5 protein-coding genes are annotated in these 3,741 nt (G+C 67.6%); 2 read left to right on the forward strand and 3 right to left on the reverse strand.

What is annotated here, in order from left to right:
* Positions 1–4: 4 nt before the first annotated feature.
* A complete protein-coding gene (locus ACXJL8_RS36240; protein WP_456617370.1) occupies positions 5–214 on the forward strand; it encodes a hypothetical protein in 210 nt (69 codons plus the stop codon).
* 10 nt (positions 215–224) lie between these two features.
* Here the strand turns inward: ACXJL8_RS36240 and ACXJL8_RS36245 are convergent, their stop codons facing one another.
* On the reverse strand, positions 225–614 hold the full coding sequence (locus tag ACXJL8_RS36245; protein ID WP_456617562.1) for a hypothetical protein: 390 nt from the start codon (positions 612–614) through the stop codon (positions 225–227).
* 223 nt (positions 615–837) lie between these two features.
* On the opposite strand from ACXJL8_RS36245, the gene ACXJL8_RS36250 reads away from it, so the two are divergent.
* Entirely contained in the window at positions 838–1,986 is a 1,149-nt protein-coding gene (locus ACXJL8_RS36250; RefSeq protein WP_456617371.1) for a DUF3095 domain-containing protein, read from the forward strand.
* Here ACXJL8_RS36250 and ACXJL8_RS36255 read toward each other — a convergent pair.
* Both ACXJL8_RS36255 and ACXJL8_RS36260 read right to left on the reverse strand, forming a co-directional pair.
* The gene (locus ACXJL8_RS36255; protein WP_456617372.1) at positions 1,983–2,423 is read right to left on the reverse strand and encodes a DUF2147 domain-containing protein; all 441 of its coding nucleotides are present in this window, start codon (positions 2,421–2,423) and stop codon (positions 1,983–1,985) included. The genes ACXJL8_RS36250 and ACXJL8_RS36255 overlap by 4 nt on opposite strands.
* Positions 2,424–2,516: 93 nt before the next feature.
* The coding region (locus tag ACXJL8_RS36260; RefSeq protein ID WP_456686557.1) for an MATE family efflux transporter at positions 2,517–3,741 on the reverse strand (1,225 nt) is incomplete at its 5' end.

The raw sequence follows: 3,741 nt of genomic DNA on the forward strand, positions 1-3,741 counted from the left end.
GTGCATGACCGCGTCGAACATGACCGCTTCACATCAGGGCCGGACCGAGCAATCCCGCGCGAAGCCGGACGACTCTCTTTGCCCGCCGATGACACATCAAAATTCCGGCGGTCACGGCCATGAAATGTATCCGCAGCAATTCGTACGGCTCGTGGGTTGCCACGATGTGCCGGCGCCCTCGCTGCGCAAGCGTCAGGACGAGAAGCTGCACTAGCGTGCATCGCTCACGTCTCGTGCTTCGGCAGATCAATCCGTTCGTGTGAAAATTCCGGCGGTCCCTCGGTGAGGCGACGAATGCGGCGCTCGCGTTCGTCCGGCGGCAACGCGGGATCGAGCAGGCTGTCGATCTCGTGCACCGCCAGCTCTTCGATCCTGGCCGCCTCCGACGCGGTGGTGTGCGCCGATGCTGCAGGCGCCGCGGGCGCGATCCTCAGGCCGAGCTCGACCAGCCTGCAGATCGCATCAGAGCGTGACAGATGGCGCGCTTCGGCCCAGGCATCGACGGCCGAGGTCAGTTGTTCCGGCATCTTCACCGCGCTGATCGGGTCGAGCCCCGTTCGCCGGCGCAGCGGAGGCGTCCGGTCCTTGTTGCCGAAGTCAGACACGGCGATGATCCCTCGCGACGACGCCAGATCGGGTGATCCTAGGCGCCCTTTGCGGCCGGCTGTTTGATGCCGATCAATGACGAACTGCGGCAATGCGGCGCGGCGTGACCTTGTTGTCCGCCTGAATTTCAGCCAATGATCGGGACTACGAGGGCCGCGCCCGCCGCGAACCCGGATCGATCCTGCCACGTATCTGCTTCGGACACGCTTCCCAACCATCCGGCATTCCCCGATGACATCAGGCGAATCCTTCTACGGCAGCATTCCCGTCTTCCGCGGCTTCACCAGCCTGATGGATCCCAAGCTGTATTCGCCGCTGCCTGACGATTGGACCATCGGCGTCGCCGACATCGTCGAGTCCACCAAGGCGATCGCGGCGCAGCGCTACAAGGCGGTCAATATGGCGGGAGCCGCGGTGATCGCGGCGGTGACGAATGCGCTAGAGGGGCGCGAATTCCCCTTCGTGTTCGGCGGCGACGGCGCGAGCTTTGCGGTCGCGCCCGGCGATCTCGTTTCCGCCCGCGACGCGCTGGCCGCGACCGCGACCTGGGTGCGGGAAGATCTCGATCTGAAGATGCGCGTCGCGCTGGTGCCGGTGAGTGCCATTCGCTCCCGGGGCCTCGACGTGCGCGTCGCGCGCTTCGGTCCGTCGGCGAACCTGTCCTATGCGATGTTCTCCGGCGGCGGGCTCGGCTGGGCCGATGCCGCGATGAAGCGCGGCGAGTTCGCAGTCACCGAGGCGCCCGCCGGCACGCAGCCCGATCTCTCCGGGCTGTCCTGCCGGTTCGAGGAGATTCCAGCCTCGCGCGGAACGATCCTGTCGGTGCTGGTGGTGCCGGCGCGCGGCGCCGAGGCGGAGGCGTTCCGGGAGGTGATCGAGGATGTCATCCATCTCGTCGAGCGCAGTCCGGATGCCGGCCGGCCCGTGCCGTCGCAGGGGCCGCCGCTGAAATGGCCGCCGCAGGGGCTGGACTATGAAGCTCGCACCAAGCGCGGTGGTTCGCTGCTCACGCGTCGCGCCAGCGTGCTGGCCTACACGCTGTTCGTCTATCTCATCATGCGCTTCGATCTCAAGGTCGGCGGCTTCGTGCCGAAGCTCTACACGCGGCAGGTGGTCGAGAATTCCGACTTCCGAAAATATGACGACAGCCTGCGCATGATCCTGGACTGCACGCCGGAGCTCGCGCGCGCGCTGAGCGATCGCCTTGCGGCGGCGGCGCGCGACGGCATCGTGCGCTACGGCCTCTACCAGCAGGACGCGGCGATGATGACATGCTTCACGCCCTCGGCGCTGCGCAGCGATCACGTGCACTTCATCGACGGCGCGCGGGGCGGTTACGCCTCGGCGGCGACGGCGTTGAAGGCGATGCTGGCGAGTTAGCGTCCGGCCCGCGTCCAGGTCTCGCCGCCGCAGAGCGCGCCGACGCAGCCTTCGACCCGCAGCGCGTCGGCGCCCGTGACGGTGACGCTGCTCGCATAGGTGCTGCCGTCGTCGGCATTGTAGATCTGGCCGGACCATTTGTTCGGGCCGGCGGGCTGCATGCCGCTGAACAGCGGCAATCCGAGCATCGGGCGCCTGGCCAGCGCGGGATTGGGGTTCTTGCTGTCGGTCGCGGGCTGGCCGGTCGCGGTGTCGTGGGGCTCGCGCAGCCAGACGATGACGCCACAGATGCCGCCGCCGCACTTGCTGATCTTCACCCGTGCATCGCCCGCCTGGGTCAGCCAGGTCCCGCTTGCGTCAGTGCTCTGCGCATGGGCGGCTGTCGCACCGAGGAGCGCAGCCAGGAGGAGAGGAAAAGCAGCGAATCTGAATGTCATGGAGACAGCCCCGAAATGGAGCGCCTCCATAGCAGCCCGTCAGGATAGTGCAACGTCCGATGGAATCACATTCCCGCGCTTATTTGCCTGCGCTCATTTGCCCCAGCGCACCAGGGCGACCGAGGCCGCGGTCAAGAGCCCGAACGCGACCATCGCGCCGCCGATCAGCGCGAACAGCGTCCAGGCCGGCGCCTGCGCCACGACGAGGCCAACGCCGCCGATCGCGACGATCAGAAGCCGCGCGGTGGAGGCGAGCACGGGGCCGCCGACGCGCGCCGCGCCTTGCGAGGAGAAATACAGCGACACGCCGATGCCGAAGAACACGAAGGCTGGGCCGGCCCAGTGGAAATAGCTGTGTGCGGCGGCGGTGACGCCGGGATCGCCAGTGAAGAGCGACACCCACAGCGACGGATCGAGTGCGACGACGAGGCCGATCAGGCCGACGGTGATCCCGGAGGCCGCAGCCGCGGTCCAGGCGACACGTCGCGCGCGCTTCAACTGTCCCGCGCCGATCGCCATGCCGACCATCGGCACCGAGGCGATGCCGAACGCGAAAGTGATCGGGATCAGCAAGAATTCCAGCCGCGAGCCGATGCCATAGCCGGCCAGCATCTCGGTGCCGAAGGTCGCCAGGATTTTTGTGAAGATCAGGATCGTGAGCACGGTCTGGAGCGGCGACAGGCAGGCGACCGCGCCGACCTTGAGAATGTCGAAGAACATCGCGCGCTCGAAATGAAACGCGCGGACATTCAGCGGCAGCCGGCTGCGGCCGGACAGCAGATACCAGAGGAAGAAGATCGCGGCGCAGCTGAAGGCGATCAACTGGCCGGCAGCGACCCCGCGCATGCCGAATTGCGGCACGCCGAACAGGCCGAGCCCCAGCGTGCCGCCGAGCGCGACCTGCACCAGGCTCGCCCCGATCAGCGTCATCGAGGGCAGGCGCATGTCGCCGGTGCCGCGGATCACCGAGGCCAGCGTGTTGACGAGCCAGATCGCGATCGCGCCGGAGAACAGCACCTGGGAATAGCCGGAGGCCTCCTCGAGCACGCGCTCGCGGCCGCCGAGCAGCGTGAAGAGCGAGCGGCCGAAAGCGAGCATCATCACCGTGAACAACAGTCCGCCGGAGAGGCCGATGATGCCGGCATGCAGCGCCAGCGTCGCCGCACGGTCGCGATGGCCCGCGCCGAGCGCGCGGCTGATCGCGGACGAGACCCCGCCGCCCATCGCGCCCGCACTCATCATCTGCGTCAGCATCGCGAACGGAAACACCAGCGCGATGGCGGCGAGCGGCACGGTGCCGAGCCGGGCGATATAGGAG

It is taken from the genome of Bradyrhizobium sp. P5_C11_2 (genome assembly GCF_054049755.1).

What these genes read in the sequence shown, in the direction of transcription:
- ACXJL8_RS36255 (WP_456617372.1), bottom strand. Translation starts at nt 2,423, where the DNA reads ATGACATTCAGATTCGCTGCTTTTCCTCTCCTCCTGGCTGCGCTCCTC.
- ACXJL8_RS36240 (WP_456617370.1), top strand. Translation starts at nt 5, where the DNA reads ATGACCGCGTCGAACATGACCGCTTCACATCAGGGCCGGACCGAGCAA.
- ACXJL8_RS36250 (WP_456617371.1), top strand. Translation starts at nt 838, where the DNA reads ATGACATCAGGCGAATCCTTCTACGGCAGCATTCCCGTCTTCCGCGGC.